Below are 15,843 nucleotides of genomic sequence, written 5' to 3'. Positions count from 1 at the left end.
CGTGCGCGCCCGTAACTTGACACTGATGAATGTGACAATGACCGGAGATCACGTCAAGGCCCGTGCACGGACCTGTGGACAAACTTGTCCGGGTCATGCTCAAAGCTCCCGTGGGGGCCCGTCGGCGGCGGGCCGACGTCAGACTTCGGTCAGGGCCCGTAGTCCTCAAGGCGGATACGTGATCCCGCTCCAGGTCTGACGATCCGGCCCGCCCGCGGCACTAACGTCGAAGGCGTGACTGTCATCGCGACCGAAAGCCTGAGCAAGCGGTACCCCCGAGTGACCGCCCTCGACCGGCTCTCCCTGGACATCGAGCCCGGAGTGACCGGGCTCGTGGGCGCCAACGGAGCCGGCAAGTCCACGCTGATCAAGATCCTGCTCGGACTGTCCCCCGCCACCGAGGGCCGTGCCGCCGTGCTCGGACTCGACGTCGCCACGCATGGCAGCGCCATCCGTGAACGCGTCGGCTACATGCCCGAACACGACTGCCTGCCACCCGACGTCTCCGCCACGGAGTTCGTCGTCCACATGGCGCGCATGTCCGGGCTGTCGCCGACCGCGGCCCGCGAGCGCACCGCCGACACCCTGCGCCACGTCGGGCTGTACGAGGAGCGCTACCGCCCCATCGGCGGCTACTCCACCGGCATGAAGCAGCGGGTCAAACTGGCCCAGGCACTCGTCCACGACCCGCAGCTGGTCCTCCTGGACGAGCCGACCAACGGCCTGGACCCGGTCGGCCGCGACGAGATGCTCGGCCTGATCCGCCGCATCCACACCGACTTCGGCATCTCCGTCCTGGTCACCTCCCACCTCCTCGGCGAGCTGGAGCGGACCTGCGACCACGTGGTCGTCGTCGACGGCGGCAAGCTGCTGCGCTCCAGCTCCACCAGCGACTTCACCCAGACCACCACCACCCTGGCCGTCGAGGTCACCGACTCCGACGCGCACCCGGACGGCACCGCCGCCGTGCGTGCGGCGCTCACCGCGGCGGGCATGGTCCTGCACGCGGGCGAGGAGCAGGGCCTGCCCGGCGCCGGCCACATCCTCCTGGTCGAGGCCACCGGCGAGGACACGTACGACACCGTCCGCGACACCGTCGCCGACCTCGGGCTCGGCCTGGTCCGCATGGAGCAGCGCCGCCACCACATCGCCGAGGTCTTCCGCGACGGCGACCGGGCCGCGCAGGCCGCGCAGGCCGCCCCGCTCGTCCCGCAGTTCCAGACCCAGCAGAAGGGAGCCGGTTCCGATGGCGCCTGACACCTCGACCCAGATCCACAACATCGGCTACCGGTCCTACGACGGCCCCCGCCTCGGGCGCGCCTACGCCCGCACCTCCCTCTTCTCGCAGTCCCTCCGGGGTGCGTACGGACTCGGCCGCTCCGCCAAGTCCAAGGTGCTGCCGATGATCCTCTTCGCGGTGATGTGCGTCCCCGCGCTGATCATCGTCGCGGTGGCGATCGCCGTCCCAGGCTCCACCGACCTGCCGATCAAGTACACGACGTACGCCCTGACCACCCAGGTGATCATCGGCCTCTACCTCGCGTCCCAGGCACCCCAGTCGGTCTCCCGGGACCTGCGCTTCAAGACCGTGCCGCTGTACTTCTCGCGGCCGATCGAGCGGGTCGACTACGTCGTGGCCAAGTACGCGGCCATGGCCTCGGCCCTCTTCATCCTCACCGCCACCCCGCTGCTGATCATGTGGATCGGCTCGTTGCTGGCGAAGTTCGACTTCGCCGACCAGACCAAGGGATTCGGGCAGGGACTGGTGTCCGTACTGCTGCTGTCGCTGCTCTTCGCGGGACTCGGCCTGGTCATGGCCGCGCTCACCCCGCGCCGCGGGTTCGGCGTCGCCGCCGTCATCGGTCTGCTCCTGATCCCCTACGGCGCCGTCACGGCGGTGCAGGGCGTTGCCTACAACACCGGCCACACCGCGGCCATCGAATGGATGGGCCTGTTCTCCCCCATCACCCTCATCGACGGCGTGCAGACCGCCTTCCTCGGCGCCACCTCCGCCTTCCCCGGTGCCGAGGGCCCCTCCGCCGGGGTCGGCGTCGTCTACCTGCTCGTCGCCCTCGGCCTCATCGTCGGCTCGTACGCCGCCCTGATGGCCCGTTACAGGAAGGCCGGGCTGTGACCACCATCGACATCGACCACACCTCCCGCTGGTTCGGGAACGTCGTCGCCGTCAACGACGTGACCATGCGCATCGGTCCCGGCGTCACCGGCCTGCTGGGCCCCAACGGCGCAGGGAAGTCCACCCTCATCAACATGATGGGCGGCTTCCTCGCCCCCTCCACGGGCACCGTGACCCTCGACGGCGCGCCGATCTGGCGCAACGAGCAGGTCTACAAGCAGATCGGCGTCGTCCCCGAGCGCGAGGCGATGTACGACTTCCTCACCGGCCGGGAGTTCGTCGTCGCCAACGCCGAGCTCCACGGGCTCGACGCCGCGGACGCCCAGCGGGCGCTCGCCACCGTCGAGATGGAGTACGCGCAGGACCGCAAGATCTCCACGTACTCCAAGGGCATGCGGCAGCGCGTGAAGATGGCCTCCGCGCTCGTCCACGACCCCTCGGTCCTGCTCCTCGACGAGCCCTTCAACGGCATGGACCCGCGCCAGCGCATGCAGCTCATGGACCTGCTGCGGCGCATGGGCGCCGAGGGCCGCACCGTGCTGTTCTCCTCCCACATCCTGGAGGAGGTCGAGCAGCTCGCCTCCCACATCGAGGTGGTGGTCGCCGGCCGGCACGCGGCCTCCGGCGACTTCCGCAAGATCCGCCGCCTGATGACGGACCGCCCCCACCGCTACCTCATCCGCTCCTCCGACGACCGGGCCCTTGCCGCGGCCCTGATCGCCGACCCGTCCACGGCCGGCATCGAGGTCGACCTGAAGGAAGGCGCCCTGCGCGTCCAGGCCGTCGACTTCGGGCGCTTCACCGAGCTGCTGCCGCAGGTCGCCCGCGCGCACGGCATCCGGCTGCTGACGGTCTCGCCCTCCGACGAGTCCCTTGAGTCGGTCTTCTCCTACCTCGTCGCGGCCTGAAGGAGCTGGCACCCATGTACAACCCCACCGTCGCCCGGCTCACCTACCGGGCCCTGCTCGGCCGCCGCCGCGCTCTGATCCTCTTCGCGCTGCCCGCCCTGCTGATCGTCATCTCCATCGCCGTCCGCGCCTTCACCGGCGTGGACGACAAGGCGGCGGCCGATCTGCTCGGCGGCTTCGCCCTCGCGACGATGGTCCCGCTGATCGGCGTCATCGCCGGCACCGGAGCCATCGGCCCCGAGATCGACGACGGATCGATCGTCTACCTGCTCTCCAAGCCGGTGAAGCGCCCGACGATCATCCTGACCAAGCTGATCGTCGCGATCGCCGTCACGATGGCCTTCTCCGCCATCCCGATCCTGATCGCGGGCTTCATCCTCAATGGCAACGGCCAGCAGATCGCCGTGGCCTACACGGTCGCCGCGCTCGTCGCCTCGATCGCCTACAGCGCCCTGTTCCTGCTGCTGGGCACGGTCAGCCGGCACGCGGTCGTCTTCGGTCTGGTCTACGCCCTGATCTGGGAGTCCCTCTTCGGCAGCCTGGTCTCCGGGGCCAAGGCCCTCAGCGTCCAGCAGTGGTCCCTCGCCCTGGCCGAGAAGGTCGCCGGACAGGGGTACGTGGACGCGAGCGTCGGCCTGCCCACCGCCGTGGTCCTGCTGATCGTGGTCACCGTCGGCGCCACCGCGTACGCGGGCCAGAAGCTGCGTCGCCTTACCCTCGCCGGCGAGGAGTAAGGCCCCCGCACCAGCGCGCAACCCGTGCCCCGCCCGGCCCACCGGCCAGGCGGGGCACCGGCGTACACGGCATCATCGGTGCATGATCGAGCACACCCAGCCCGAGCCGTCCAGGCCCCTGCGGTCCTGGATACGCGCCTCGCCCGGGACCCACATCTGGCTGCTCATCATCGCCGTCACCAGTGTCGTCGTCGTGATCGCGCCCGACCGGGTCGAGCACGTCCTGCTCCACCGCAACAGCAGCAACATCCACCAACTGGTCAAACACCCGATACGGGCCCTGATCAGCAGTGCCTTCTGGATCGAGGACCCGTCCTCCCTCGCCCTGTACGCCGCGCTCTTCGAGCTCTTCCACGCCACCGTCGAACGCTGGCTCGGCACCCTGCGCTGGCTCGTGATCGTCGCGACCGCCCACGTCGTCGCCACCCTCGCCACCCAGAAGTTCCTCCTGATGGCCATCCAGGACAACCGCGCGCCGCACAGCATGACCCACGTCGTCGACATCGGCGTCAGCTACGGCATCGCGGCCTCCGTCGGCGTTCTGACCTACCGGCTTCCGGGGCCCTGGAGATGGCTGTACCTCGCCGGAGCCGTGGCCTTCTTCGGCCTCCCGCTGCTCACCGGCGGTACCTTCACCGACCTCGGCCACGCCATCTCGCTCGCCGTCGGGCTGCTCGCCTGGCCGCTGACCCTGCACCCGGACCCCCACCCGGCAGCCGCCGCCCGCTGACGTCCGCCCGCTGACGTCCGGCCGATGTTTCACGTGAAACATCGGCGCCGCCCTCCGCGCCGCCGGGAAATTCGCTGGTACGGGTCCTGCGCCCCCGGCAGAGTGAGGGGTGCGGGGAGCAACAAAAGGTCCGGGGCAGCCACTTCGAGCGCGCCTCGCGGCGCGGGCTGTCCCGGACCTCTCGTACCTCTACACGTCGCGCTACGCGGCGCCCAGCAGGCGCTCCAGCACCACCGCGATGCCGTCCTCCTGATTGGACGTGGTGACCTCGTCGGCCACGGCCTTCAGCTCCGCGTGGGCGTTGGCCATCGCGACGCCGTGCGCGGCCCAACCGAACATCGGGATGTCGTTGGGCATGTCGCCGAAGGCGATCGTCTCGGCGGCCTTCACACCCAGCCGACGGGCGGCGAGCGAGAGGCCCGTGGCCTTGCTCAGACCCAGCGGCAGGATCTCCACTATCCCCGGACCGGCCATCACGATGTCGACCAGGTTGCCCACGGTCGCCCGTGCCACCTTGACGAGTTCGTCGTCGCCCATCCCCGGGTGCTGGATGTACAGCTTGTTCAGCGGTGCCGTCCAGACGGCCGCGGTGTCCTCCAGGTACTGCGCGGGGAGGCCCTCCTGCACCTGGTAGCCGGGGCCGAACAGCACCTCGCCGTCCACCCCGTCCCGGCTGGCGGCCAGGGCCAGCGGACCCACCTCGGCCTCTATCTTCGACAGCGCCAGTCCGGCCAGCTGCCGGTCCAGCGTCACCGAGGTCAGCAGCCGGTGCGCCCCGGCGTCGTAGACCTGAGCGCCCTGCCCGCAGACGGCGATCCCCTTGTAGCCGAGGTCGTCCAGCACGTGCCGGGTCCAGGGCACGGCCCGGCCGGTGACGACGATGTGCGCCGCGCCCGCCGCGGTGGCCGCGGCGAGCGCTTCACGGGTGCGTTCCGAGACGCTGCCGTCGTCACGCAGCAGCGTGCCGTCGAGGTCCGTCGCGACGAGCTTGTAGGGGAACGGGGCCGGGCTCACTTGGCGATCGGCTCCAGCACCTCGCGGCCGCCCAGGTACGGACGGAGCACCGGGGGAACCCGCACCGAGCCGTCGGCCTGCTGGTGGTTCTCCAGGATGGCGACGATGGTGCGCGGGACGGCGCACAGGGTGCCGTTCAGCGTGGACAGGGGCGCGGTCTTCTTGCCCTCGCGGTAGCGGATCGACAGGCGACGGGCCTGGAAGCCGTCACAGTTCGAGGCGGAGGTCAGCTCGCGGTACTTGCCCTGGGTCGGGATCCAGGCCTCGCAGTCGAACTTGCGGGAGGCGGATGAGCCCAGGTCGCCGGTGGCGACGTCGATCACCTGGAAGGGCAGCTCCAGGCTGGTCAGCCACTGCTTCTCCCAGTCGAGGAGGCGCTGGTGCTCGGCCTCGGCGTCCTCCGGCGCGACGTACGAGAACATCTCGACCTTGTCGAACTGGTGTACGCGGAAGATGCCACGGGTGTCCTTGCCGTACGTACCCGCCTCGCGGCGGAAGCACGGCGAGAAGCCGGCGTACCGCAGGGGCAGCTTGTCGGCGTCGATGATCTCGTCCATGTGGTACGCCGCGAGCGGGACCTCGGAGGTGCCGACCAGGTAGTAGTCGTCCTTCTCCAGGTGGTAGACGTTCTCCGCGGCCTGGCCGAGGAAGCCGGTGCCCTCCATGGCGCGCGGGCGCACCAGAGCGGGGGTGAGCATCGGGATGAAGCCGGCCTCGGTGGCCTGCGCGATCGCGGCGTTGACCAGGGCCAGCTCCAGCAGGGCGCCGACACCGGTGAGGTAGTAGAAGCGCGAACCCGACACCTTGGCGCCGCGCTCGACGTCGATGGCGCCCAGGGACTCGCCCAGTTCCAGGTGGTCCTTGGCCTCGAAGCCCTCGGCGGCGAAGTCGCGGATCGTGCCGTGCGTCTCCAGGACGGTGAAGTCCTCCTCGCCGCCGACCGGGACGTCGCTGTGGACGATGTTGCCGAGCTGGAGCAGGAGCTTCTTGGCAGCCTCGTCAGCCTCGTTCTGCTCGGCCTCGGCGGCCCTGACGTCCTGCTTGAGCTGCTCGGCCTTGGTCAGCAGCTCGGCCCGCTCCTCCGGAGAGGCTTTGGGGATGAGCTTGCCGAGGGACTTCTGCTCGTTGCGCAGCTCGTCGAAGCGCATGCCGGAGGACCTGCGGCGCTCATCGGCGGAGAGGAGTGCGTCGACGAGCTCGACGTCCTCTCCACGGGCGCGCTGCGAGGCGCGGACACGGTCAGGGTCTTCACGGAGCAGCCGAAGGTCAATCACCCCTCCAGGCTACCGGGCTGGGCTTCCCGGGATCACATCGATATCACGCTGCGTGTCACTATGTCCCAATTGGTACGAATGCAAAACTCCTGCCCGGCGGCCGGATCCGGCCCCCGCGGTCCGGTCGATAAAACCGGTCCCATTCTCCGAAAAGGGGCACGGTGACGGGCGGCGGCCGGGGCCTGGGCGCCCGTGTGGGGGCTTCCTTGTCCACAGGAATTCCCCCTGGAGCCGTCTTATCCACAGGCTGTGCGTCGGTTCTGTGGACACGGAATTAGATCAATAGGGATCGCCGAGCGGTCGGGGCCGGTCAGGGTTCAAACCGCCCTCACACACTCATTCGGGTGGGAATGACTCGCTCCAAAGAGTTGATCGGTGATACAGGGGTGACGCCGTTCACCTACCGCTCCCCAGCGCGAAACCTGGGCCACCCGGCCGATTTGTCGACCTTGTCGTGCTGCTCTGTCGACTTGTCCCCAGGCCTCCATCTCGGCCTGTGGATAACTCTGTGGACAGTGGACGAAGACCTACGCCCGGCCGTCGAGGCAGCGCGTCAGCCAGTCGGAGGCCTCCGTGAAGTCGCTGTCGGAGGTTCCCGGCCGCGCGGCGCGCACCTCACTCAGAGCGACCCCGGCCCGCGGATAGGAGCCCAGGAAGCGCACCTGTGGGCAGGTCCGCTTGAGGCCCATCAGCGCCTCGCTCACCCGGCGGTCGGAGATGTGGCCCTCGGCGTCGACCGCGAAGCAGTAGTTACCGATGCCCTCTCCGGTCGGGCGGGACTGGATCAGCATCAGGTTCACCCCGCGGACGGCGAACTCCTGGAGGAGCTCCAGCAGCGCACCGGGGTGGTCGTCGCCGAGCCACAGGACCACGGAGGTCTTGTCGGCGCCGGTGGGCGCCGCCGGCCGGGCGGGCCGGCCGACGAGCACGAAGCGGGTCTCGGCGTTCTGCGCGTCGTGGATCTCGGTGACCAGCGCCTCCAGCCCGTACGTGGCGGCCGCGAACTCGCCCGCGAAGGCGGCGTCGAAGCGGCCCTCCTGCACGAGCCGTGCACCGTCGGCGTTGGAGGCGGCCGACTCCCACACCGCGTCGGGCAGGTGGGTCCGCAGCCAGTTGCGCACCTGGGGCTGGGCCACGGGGTGCCCGGTGACGGTCTTGACGTCCGACAGCTTGGTCCCGGGCCGCACCAGCAGCGCGAACGCGATCGGCAGCAGCACCTCGCGGTAGATCATCAGCGGCTCGCCCGAGGCCAGCTCGTCGAGGGTGGCGGTGACCCCGCCCTCCACCGAGTTCTCGATCGGCACCAGCGCCGCGGCGGCCTCGCCGTTGCGCACGGCGTCCAGGGCGGCCGGGACCGACACCATCGGGACGAGCTCCCGGGTGGCGGCTTCCGGCAGGGTGCGCAGGGCGGCTTCGGTGAACGTGCCCTCGGGACCGAGATAGGTGAAGCGGGTGGCCGACATGCGATCAGCCTAATGCCGGGGCACCCGCCCCGTGGGGCTGTTCACCCTTCGAGCAGGTGCTGCCCCACGTACTCCCCGCTGCGCGGCGCGGGCGGGACGGCGTACAGGCCGCTCGACTCGTGCCGGATGAACTCCGACAGCGCGTCGCCACGGTCGAGCTTGCGTTGGACCGGCACGAATCCGCGCAGCGGGTCGGCCTGCCAGCAGATGAAGAGCAGTCCGGCGTCGGGCGTGCCGTCGGGGGCGATCCCGTCGTGGAAGGAGAAGGGCCGCCGCAGCATCGCTGCGCCGCCGTTTTGTTCCGGGGCGGAGATCCGGGCGTGGGCGTTGGAGGCGATGAGCGGTTTGCCGTCGGGGCCGAGTTTGTCCAGGGCCAGCTTTGTGGTCTCGCTGCCGCCGGTCAGGGGTGCCCCGGTGGCCTTGGTCCGGCCGATGACCTGCTCCTGCTGCGCCAGGGACCGCTTGTCCCAGTCGTCGAGCAGCATCCGGATCCGGCGGACGACCGCGTACGAGCCGCCGGCCATCCAGGAGTGTTCCGCGGGCCCGGGCCCGGCACCCTGGACGAAGATCCGCCGGTCGAAGTCGGGATCGGCGGGCTTCGGGTTCCCGGTGCCGTCGACCTGGCCCATCAGGTTCCGTGCGGTCATCGGGGTGCGGGTGGCGCCGGGAGAGCGGTTGAAGCCGTTCATCTGCCACCGCACCCGGGCGGCCTCCCCGGCGTCCTTCTGTACGGCGCGCAGGGCGTGGAACGCGACGAGTCCGTCGTCGGCGCCGATCTGCACCCACAGGTCACCGTTGCTGCGCTGGGCGTCGAGGCGGTCGGAGGAGAAGTCCGGCAGAGGGTCAAGGGCGGCCGGGCGGCGCGCCACGAGGTCGGTGCGCTCGAAGAAGGAGTGTCCGAAGCCGAACGTGAGGGTCAGGGAGGACGGCCCCGCGTCGAGGGCGATCCCGCTGTCCGACGTCGGGGCGGTCTCGCCGGCCATGAGCCGCCGTGCGGTGTCGGACCAGCGGCGCATCAGCGCGGCGGCCTCCTTGCGCCCGGCGCCCGGGGCCAGGTCGAAGGCGAGGACGTGCCCCTTGGCCTGGAGCGGGGTGGTGATGCCCGCCTGGTGGTCCCCTTCGAAGGCGACCCGGGTGGCCCCGAGGGAGCCGGGGGACCCGGCGGCACCCGGGGCGCCGGCCGGGGAGTCGGAGACCGCCGAATGCACCAGGGCGCCGCCGGTGGCGCCGAGTGCGAGTCCGGCGGCGCCCGCGGCGCCGACGGTGCCCAGCAGTCGGCGCCGGGAGATCTCGATGTCGGGGTTGCTCCCGGTGCTTTCGGTCACGCTCTTCAGCCGATCTTCACGTTCTTCTGGACGGTCGTCTGGTCGATGTCTGAGGTACGTACGGTCACGTCGATGCGCCATTCCCCCGCGAGCGGCAGTTGGACCCCGGACGCGCTCCAGTGTCCCGGAGCGTCACGGTCCGGGGCGACCGGCAGCGGGCCGATCTCCTTGGCCGGGAGGGTGAAGGCGATCTTGATCTCGGGGAGGTCGAGGGGCTTGCCGTCCTCGCCGTCGGCCCACAGGTGCAGGGTGTTGGCGCCGACCCGGCCCGGGTCGAGCTCCAGCCGGACGGTGCCCTTGCCGTTCTGGCCGCCGGTGTCGAACGGCAGGGTGATCTTGACGGCCCGGTTGGGCACCGCCGGGCCGGCCGCGCTGCGGTTCGTCTCCAGCTGTGCGGCGCGGCCGGGCTCGGTGCTGGTCAGGACCGTGGTCACGGCCAGCAGGACCACGGCCACACCGGCCTCGGCGAGTACCGAGCGGCGCAGCCCCGCGCGGCCGGGATCGGCGTCGCGGACCTGCTTCTCCCGGGCCTTCTCGCGGGCGGCGCGCTGACGTGCCAGCTGTGCGGCCCGTCGGGGGTCGGCATCGGAGCCGCTCGATGTTTCACGTGAAACATCGGCCCCCGCGAGCACCTCGGCGGGCTCTTCCACGGGTGCCCCCGCCTCGGCGCCCTCGGTGGAACGGACCTCCCCGAGCCGCCCCGTCCACTTCCGCGAAAGGTAGGCGATCGCGACCAGGACGGCGACCAGCGAGACCTTGATGATGAGGAGCCGGCCGTAGCTGGTGTCGGTCAGGGCCGACCAGCTGCCGAGCTGGCGCCAGGACTGGTACACGCCGGTCACGGCGAGGACCAGGACGCTGATGAAGGCGACCTTGGAGAAGCGCTGGACGGCCTCCCGCTCGATGTCCGGCACCTTGTGGAGCGCGACCAGCAGTGCGGCCAGGCCACCGAGCCAGGTGGCCACGGCGAGCAGGTGCAGGATGTCGACCGGCATCGCGATGCCRGGCTGGATTCCGGTGGAGGCGTGTTCGGCGAGCGCCCAGGTGGCGGCGATGCCGCCGGCCACGACGGTGCCGCCGATGGCGAGCCCGAAGGCGAGGTCGCTCGTCTCCTTCTTCGCCTCGTCGGCGGCTTCGGCTTCGGCGGCCTCGTCGGCTTCGGCGGAGGCGGAGCGGGTGCGGTCGGTGCGGTCGGTGCCTTCGGATCCGGTCTCGGCGGCAATCTTCTGGCGCCGGGCGTAGGCCCCGAAGAGCACGGCGATGAACAGGGCGGCCGCCCCGAGGAGCAGCAGCCGGGAGACGAACGAGGCTCCGGTCTTGGTTTCCAGGACCGCCTGGAGCCCGTCGAGGTCGAAGGCGTCCGCGAACTTCCCGGAGCCGGTGTACGGGGTCCGGAGCACCAGCATCGCCAGGGTGGCGGCGGTGAGGGTGACCCAGCCGCGCAGCACCAGCTTCTGCAGTGGCCGTTCGGCGGAGCCCCGGCGCCAGCACAGCAGGATGAAGGCGGCGCCGCCGACGAGGACGGTGAACCCGGCGTAGGCGGCGTAGCGGGCGATGTCGTACACGACGCCGACGGGCCCTCCGCCCACCTGCCGGTCGGGGAGGGAGACGCTGGTGGCCGACGGGGCGCCGACCGAGAAGGTGAAGGCGCCGGAGACCGGGTGGCTGTCGGCGGAGACGGCCTGCCAGGCGACGGTGTAGGTGCCGTTCGGCAGGCCGGTGTGCAGGGCCGTGCCGTAGCGGACCGTCGATCCGCTGCACATGTCGCGCAGTTCCCCGGTATCGACCCGCTTGCCCTGCGGGTCCATGACGCGGATGGAGTCGTCACCCATGGCGACCTGCTCCGAGAAGGAGAGGGTGACCTGGGCGGGTGCCGTGGCGACCACCGCCCCGTCCTTGGGGTCGCTCGCGGTGAGTGCGGCGTGTGCCGTGGCCGGGGAGGCCGCGGTGAACAGGGATGCCAGCAGGGCTGCGAGGACCAGCGCCAGCCGCGGCAGGTATGCCGTGGCACGGGCGGCGCGGGCCGGTGAAGGAGCGGGGGCGGTGGCCGTCATGGCGTGTCAGTTCCTCGGTCCGTCAGTGAGCATTGGAGTTCTGCGCGTTGTACGTCCGTTCCTTGACGTCCAGCTCGACCTTGACGGGGTCGGCCTTCTCGAAACGCAGCTCGACGGTGATCTTGTCACCGACCTTCGGCGTGCTCTTGAGACCCATGAACATGACGTGGCTGCCGCCGCGCTCCAGCCTCAGCTCACCGTTCGCGGGCACGTCCATGGCCTGGACCTGCTGCATCTTCTGGTCCTTGGTCTCGTGGATCTGCAGATCGTCCGAGAGCGGGCTGGTGACGGCGGTCAGCTTGTCGGCCGTCTTCGAGTCGTTCTTGATGACCATGAAAGCGCCGGCCATCTTGTCGTTGACCGGTTCGGGCATGAAGGCCCCGCTGACCGTCATCTTCGGCTTGGCCGATTCCCCGGCGGCGTCCGAGGAGCCGGACGAGCCGGAAGAGCCGGAAGAACCGCCGGAGTCGGCGGACGAGCAGCCGGATATCGCGAGCGCTGCCGTCAGGGAGAGGGCGACGGCGAGGGTACGGGTGGTGCGGGTGTTCACGGGTTCTCTCCCTTGACGATCTTCGGCAGGTCCTTGGTGTAGTCATCGACGGTGGTGCCCTCGCCGTAGAGGACGTAGCCCTCGTCGGTCTTGGGCGAGAACGCGATGACCTGGGCCCCGTGCATGGAGACGACGCTGCCGTCGGCCTCCTTCTTGGGGGCCTCGATACCGATGCCGAGTGAGCGTGCGGCGGCCTGGATGGTGGCGAAGTCCCCGGTCAGTCCGGTGAAGGACGGGTCCTGGGCCCTGAGCCACGCGCCGAGGGAGTCGGGGGTGTCCCGTTCGGGGTCGGTGGTGACGAAGACGACCTGGAGCTTGTCCCGGTCCGCCTGGGGGAGCGCCTTCTTGGCGACGGCGATGTTGCTCATCGTCAGGGGGCAGACGTCCGGGCAGTTCGTGTAGCCGAAGTAGATGAGCGTCGGGCGGCCCTTGGTCTGCTCGCGCAGGTTCCACGGCTTGCCGGTGGTGTCCGTGAGGACCAGCTCCGGCTTGTCGAAGGGGCGGTCGAGGACGGTGGCGGCTCCGGCCTTCTTCTGGCCGGAGATCTGCGTGACCGTCCCGGTGTTCTTGGCCGTCTCACTGCCGCAGGCGGTGAGGGCGAGGGCGGTCGCCACCGCGAGGGCGGCGACCGTCACACGTGTGGTGCGCATGAAGAGGTGTCCCTGGGATCGGGGATGATGCGGACGTACTCGTAACGACAGCGCTCGTGGGCGCGCGGTGTCAGGAGGCGCGGCGGCGCGAGGCGATGCCGAAGGCGACGCCACCGAGGCCGATCACGATGCCTGCGATGCCGAGGGCGCGGGCCGTCGTGTCGGAGTCGCTCTTGGCGGCGGCCTCGTCGTGCGCGTCCTTCTTGTCGCCGGTGGCGGCGGCCCCGGCGGCGGGCTTGGCCGCGTCGTCGTCGTGGTGGTCGCCGGCCGCCGTGGCGGCGCTCAGCTTCAGCACGGGCGCCGGGGTCTGCGGCTCGGCCGCGCCCGGCTTGCTCTCCTCGATCCAGCGCACGACCTCGTTGTTGTCGTACGTCTGGATGGCCTTGAAGACCATCTGGTCGGCGTTGTCGGGGAGCTTGCCGACGGAGACCGGGAACTGCTGGAACTTGCCGGGCTCGATCTTGCCGCCGGTCCAGGTCACCTTCGTGACGACCTCGTTGACCTGCTTGCCGTGCACGGTGAGCGGCTTGTCGAGCTTGGTCTTCTCGACGTTCGAGGTCCAGCCGGGGATGTCCTGCGGCATGACGGACGTGAGCGGCTGGTCGACGGGGAAGTTCACTTCGAGCTGCGTGGTCGAGGCGTTGTCGCGCTCGTTGGGCACCTTGAAGTTGATGACCGCGTACCCGCCCTTGGTCGCCTCGCCCGAGGGCTGCACGCTGACGTGCGCGAAGGCGGGACCGGACAGGACGAGGACGGCGCCGGCGGCGAGGGCGGCGGCGAGGGAGACGCGAGAGGTCTTCACGGCGGGAACACTCCAGGTTGCAGGGGTGACGGTGGCTCCGCTCACGGGCGCGCGCGGAGGTCGCGGCACCGGTGCTCCCGTTGTGCGTACGGAGAGTGGGGTGCCGCGTCAGGCTGCGAGGGCGAACGCCGCCGCGGGCGGTCCGCGCCTGATGACCGTGTGCAGGAGCGCGTCGCGGCCGGTCGCGACGGCGGGTGCCGCTGTGGTGCGGCGGGCCCGGGGCCCGCGGGCGGGCGCGCCGGGGAGTCCGGCCGCGAGGGCGCGTACGAAGGCCAGCGCGGCGCGCAGCGGACGTACCGGGTCGGCCTCGCGGGACAGCCGGGACAGCTCGATCAGCCGGAACAGCGCGGCGTCACCGCGGGCCAGCAGCCAGCCGGCCGCGAGCGCGGCCAGCAGGTGGCCGGCCAGCATGGCCGGGCTGAACAGGCCGATCGAGGGCTCCGCGGCGGCGGAGGCCATGTGCGCGTGGGCCATGTGGGCCTGCGCGGCGGCCTCCCCGGCCAGGGCGGCCGGGTCCAGCCCGGCGGTCTCAAGGATCCGCCGGGCGTCGGCCGGGCTGAGCGGTACGGAGTTGCCCCCGCAGACCAGCCGGGCGGCGAGCGCCGCGAGCGAGGCGTCGGCCCCCTGGGCCGGGGCCTGGGCGGCAGTGGCGCCGTGCTGGCCGAGTCCGAACAGCGTGTGCAGTCCGAGCTGGCCGACGACGAGCCCGGCGGCGATGCCCGGCAGCGGACGGCGGCGCCCCGCGAGGGGTGCCGCGACCGCGAAGACGGCGACGAAGGCCAGGGCCAGTGCCCACCACGGCACGGTCGCGCAGGAGGCCACGGCGTGGCCGGCCGCGGACAGCGCGACACAGACCGCGGTGAACACCGCGGCCCGGGTCGTCCGGAGGCATGCTCCGGCGCGTGTCGTGTGGGTGGTAGTCATGGCCGGGCCATCATCGCACTGCGCTTAGGCGCTGCATACGGCAGGTACTGGAGGGACCGTAGGGTTCCGATCCAAGGTCAGCGCGCGCACGGCGCGCCGTCAGCGCGGGCACAGTGCGTAGTCAGCGGCGGGCCGGAAACGGCGTCAGGGCCGGGCATACACCGGCGCCCGGGAGTGCCGCATCGGCCGAATGAGGGCTCTCCCGGCGCTCGGGGGCTTACGCCCGCCCGTGGGCGGCAATAGGTATCCGTATGAGCATCTGGTGGTCTCTCCACTTGAGGCGCGAAGCCGCGAGCGTGCCGCTCGCACGGCGACTGCTGCTGGGGGCGATGGAGACCGCGGGGGTGGATCCGGACATCTCCTTCGACCTGTCGGTCGCCCTGACCGAGGCCTGCGCGAACGCGGTGGAGCACGGTGGTGGCGACAGAGACCGCCGTGATCACGGCGGTCGCGGCGGGGCCTCCGGCGGGTGTGCCCGTGCCGTCGGTGTCCCGGACGGGACCGAGGCGTACCACGTCACGGCCTATCTGGACGGGGACCGCTGCCGCATCGAGGTGACCGATTCGGGGCCCGGGTTCCCGCCCGCCACCGTGTCCCGCCGCAGACCCTCCCTGGCCGAGCACGGCCGGGGCCTGGGACTGATCGCCGAGCTCTCCGACCACGTCCGCCTCCGCAACCGGCCGGGCCGGGGAGCGGTGGTGAGCTTCGACAAGATGCTGAAGTGGCGCGACGACGCGCTGCTGAAGGTGTCGTAGGCGGCAGGCGGCAGGCGGCACGCGGCACGCCCTGGGCGGCGCAGGCGCAGGCGCGCGAGCGCTCGCGCCGGTGGGCGGGAACCGGTCCGGTCCCCGCCCACCGTCACGTGAGGAACGCGTCAGCCCTTGAGCCGTGCCATCCAGGCCTCGACCTCGACCGAAGCGCGGGGCAGACCGGCCGACAGGTTCCGGTTGCCGTCCTCGGTGACGAGGATGTCGTCCTCGATCCGGACCCCGATGCCGCGGTACTCCTCGGGCACGGTCAGGTCGTCGGCCTGGAAGTACAGACCGGGCTCGACGGTCAGGCACATGCCCGGCTCCAGCGTCCCGTCGACGTAGGCCTCGGTGCGGGCGGCGGCGCAGTCGTGGACGTCCATGCCGAGCATGTGGCCGGTGCCGTGCAGGGTCCAGCGGCGCTGCAGGCCCAGCTCCAGGACGCGCTCGACGGGGCCCTCGACCAGGCCCCACTCGACGAGCTTCTCGGCGAGCACGCGCTGGGAGGCGTCGTGGAAGTCGCGGAACTTCG

General features: G+C 71.0%; 16 protein-coding genes. 6 read left to right on the top strand and 10 right to left on the bottom strand.

The annotated features are described in order from the left end of the window. The first annotated feature begins 234 nt into the window (after positions 1-234). The 5 genes from AB4039_RS14350 to AB4039_RS14330 all read left to right on the top strand — a co-directional run bounded on the left by AB4039_RS14350 (position 235) and on the right by AB4039_RS14330 (position 4,506). A complete protein-coding gene (locus tag AB4039_RS14350) occupies positions 235-1,257 on the top strand; it encodes an ABC transporter ATP-binding protein (protein ID WP_266840409.1) in 1,023 nt (340 codons plus the stop codon). Further along, positions 1,247-2,134, top strand: coding sequence for an ABC transporter permease subunit (locus AB4039_RS14345; RefSeq protein ID WP_266840411.1), 888 nt, complete (start codon positions 1,247-1,249; stop codon positions 2,132-2,134). The genes AB4039_RS14350 and AB4039_RS14345 overlap by 11 nt, the downstream gene beginning before the upstream one ends. Beyond that, the gene (locus tag AB4039_RS14340; RefSeq protein WP_266840413.1) at positions 2,131-3,042 is read left to right on the top strand and encodes an ABC transporter ATP-binding protein; all 912 of its coding nucleotides are present in this window, start codon (positions 2,131-2,133) and stop codon (positions 3,040-3,042) included. The genes AB4039_RS14345 and AB4039_RS14340 overlap by 4 nt, the downstream gene beginning before the upstream one ends. Before the next feature lie 14 nt (positions 3,043-3,056). Beyond that, the gene (locus AB4039_RS14335; RefSeq protein ID WP_266840414.1) at positions 3,057-3,776 is read left to right on the top strand and encodes an ABC transporter permease subunit; all 720 of its coding nucleotides are present in this window, start codon (positions 3,057-3,059) and stop codon (positions 3,774-3,776) included. A gap of 82 nt (positions 3,777-3,858) precedes the next feature. Beyond that, the gene (locus AB4039_RS14330; RefSeq protein ID WP_266840415.1) at positions 3,859-4,506 is read left to right on the top strand and encodes a rhomboid-like protein; all 648 of its coding nucleotides are present in this window, start codon (positions 3,859-3,861) and stop codon (positions 4,504-4,506) included. A 201-nt stretch (positions 4,507-4,707) separates the two neighbouring features. On the opposite strand, the gene AB4039_RS14325 is transcribed toward AB4039_RS14330, so the two are convergent. The 9 genes from AB4039_RS14325 to AB4039_RS14285 form a co-directional block, all read right to left on the bottom strand. Continuing rightward, positions 4,708-5,520, bottom strand: coding sequence for an HAD family hydrolase (locus tag AB4039_RS14325; protein WP_442270877.1), 813 nt, complete (start codon positions 5,518-5,520; stop codon positions 4,708-4,710). Then, positions 5,517-6,794 carry a serine--tRNA ligase gene (gene serS, locus AB4039_RS14320; RefSeq protein WP_442270876.1) on the bottom strand — a complete coding sequence of 426 codons (1,278 nt, stop codon included), beginning with the start codon at positions 6,792-6,794 and terminating at the stop codon, positions 5,517-5,519. The genes AB4039_RS14325 and serS overlap by 4 nt, the downstream gene beginning before the upstream one ends. 527 nt (positions 6,795-7,321) lie before the next feature. Continuing rightward, positions 7,322-8,257: a prephenate dehydratase gene (pheA, locus tag AB4039_RS14315; protein WP_030225342.1), complete on the bottom strand. Its 936-nt coding sequence runs from the start codon at positions 8,255-8,257 to the stop codon at positions 7,322-7,324. Positions 8,258-8,298: 41 nt separating this feature from the next. Continuing rightward, a complete protein-coding gene (gene efeB, locus AB4039_RS14310) occupies positions 8,299-9,582 on the bottom strand; it encodes an iron uptake transporter deferrochelatase/peroxidase subunit (protein ID WP_442270875.1) in 1,284 nt (427 codons plus the stop codon). Positions 9,583-9,587: 5 nt separating this feature from the next. Continuing rightward, positions 9,588-11,636, bottom strand: coding sequence for a copper resistance CopC/CopD family protein (locus AB4039_RS14305; protein ID WP_266840419.1), 2,049 nt, complete (start codon positions 11,634-11,636; stop codon positions 9,588-9,590). A 22-nt stretch (positions 11,637-11,658) separates the two neighbouring features. Continuing rightward, positions 11,659-12,186, bottom strand: coding sequence for a copper chaperone PCu(A)C (locus tag AB4039_RS14300; RefSeq protein WP_266840420.1), 528 nt, complete (start codon positions 12,184-12,186; stop codon positions 11,659-11,661). Continuing rightward, positions 12,183-12,836 carry an SCO family protein gene (locus tag AB4039_RS14295; protein ID WP_266840422.1) on the bottom strand — a complete coding sequence of 218 codons (654 nt, stop codon included), beginning with the start codon at positions 12,834-12,836 and terminating at the stop codon, positions 12,183-12,185. Before AB4039_RS14295 ends, AB4039_RS14300 begins: the two co-directional genes overlap by 4 nt. Positions 12,837-12,906: 70 nt before the next feature. Further along, complete coding sequence (locus AB4039_RS14290; RefSeq protein ID WP_266840424.1) at positions 12,907-13,638, bottom strand: YcnI family protein; 732 nt, start codon at positions 13,636-13,638, stop codon at positions 12,907-12,909. A gap of 108 nt (positions 13,639-13,746) precedes the next feature. After that, positions 13,747-14,562 (bottom strand): hypothetical protein, encoded by an 816-nt coding sequence (locus AB4039_RS14285; RefSeq protein ID WP_266840426.1) that lies wholly within the window; start codon positions 14,560-14,562, stop codon positions 13,747-13,749. Between the two features lie 251 nt (positions 14,563-14,813). Here AB4039_RS14285 and AB4039_RS14280 point away from each other — a divergent pair, with 251 nt between their 5' ends. Then, the gene (locus AB4039_RS14280) at positions 14,814-15,317 is read left to right on the top strand and encodes an ATP-binding protein (RefSeq protein ID WP_266840427.1); all 504 of its coding nucleotides are present in this window, start codon (positions 14,814-14,816) and stop codon (positions 15,315-15,317) included. A gap of 119 nt (positions 15,318-15,436) precedes the next feature. Here the strand turns inward: AB4039_RS14280 and AB4039_RS14275 are convergent. Next, on the bottom strand, positions 15,437-15,843 hold a 407-nt coding region (locus AB4039_RS14275), incomplete at its 5' end, for a M24 family metallopeptidase (protein WP_442270874.1).

Origin of the sequence: Streptomyces sp. M-16 (assembly GCF_052114405.1) — a bacterium.
Lineage (GTDB): Bacteria > Actinomycetota > Actinomycetes > Streptomycetales > Streptomycetaceae > Streptomyces.
The sequence above is the reverse complement of the archived record's forward strand: the minus strand, read 5'-3'. Positions and strand labels throughout refer to the sequence as shown.